This window comes from Roseateles sp. P5_E11 (assembly GCF_054049355.1).
Map to the genome: position 1 here is coordinate 1 of NZ_JBFUMO010001157.1, position 693 is coordinate 693.

Consider the following 693-nt stretch of genomic DNA (forward strand, 5'->3'; position numbering starts at 1 on the left):
CAGGGGCTTCACCATGGGCTTGGGCCTTGATCTCTACTCGTCGAACAAGCCCATCGTCGTGCACCTGGACCTGGGCAAGCGCAACAACGGCTGCAACGTCAGGCTGAGCACCTTGGTGTGGGCCCCATTGCCGGGGTTGCTCAGCTACGGCGTGCCGCTTGACAACTTCGCGGTGACCGATGCCTGCGGCCTGTCGGGCGTCACCACGGCGTCGCTTGACGACGACGTGCGCAAGCTGCCGAACCCTTTTGACAGCACGGGCGCCCCCGTCAACGCCGCCGCGTTCAAGGCGGCCCTGGACAAGATGGCGGCCTCGCGCGCCTCGGCTGCGACGCTGCTGCAGTCCTCCAACGTCGTGCGCACGCGCTTCTGGTTGATGGACGCGAACGTGGACAAGAAAACCGCGGGCATCTACGCGTCCGACTTGACCATCAAGGGCGCCATCACCATCCAGTAACCCAGGCCGCGAGCGGCGTTGCGTGTCAGCGACCGGCCCCGTGTTGATCGGGGCGGTGACACCAGCATCGCGAGGGGCGGCCTCGGCATTCGGTGCCGGGGCACGCGGCAGCGCTGAAGCCAGCTGCCGCCGGACACATCGAAGGAATACGGAGACACCATGAAAAAACAGTTCCGCACCACGGCCATCCATCGCGGCATGGTCCACATGATGCTGCTGACCGTCGGCAGCGCCGC

At 66.1% G+C, this 693-nt stretch carries 1 protein-coding gene; it reads left to right on the forward strand.

Annotated elements, in window-relative coordinates:
* Nucleotides 1-457: hypothetical protein (locus tag ACXJKR_RS34060; protein WP_457326623.1), on the forward strand; the 457-nt coding region annotated here is incomplete at its 5' end.
* Nucleotides 458-693: the final 236 nt, after the last annotated feature.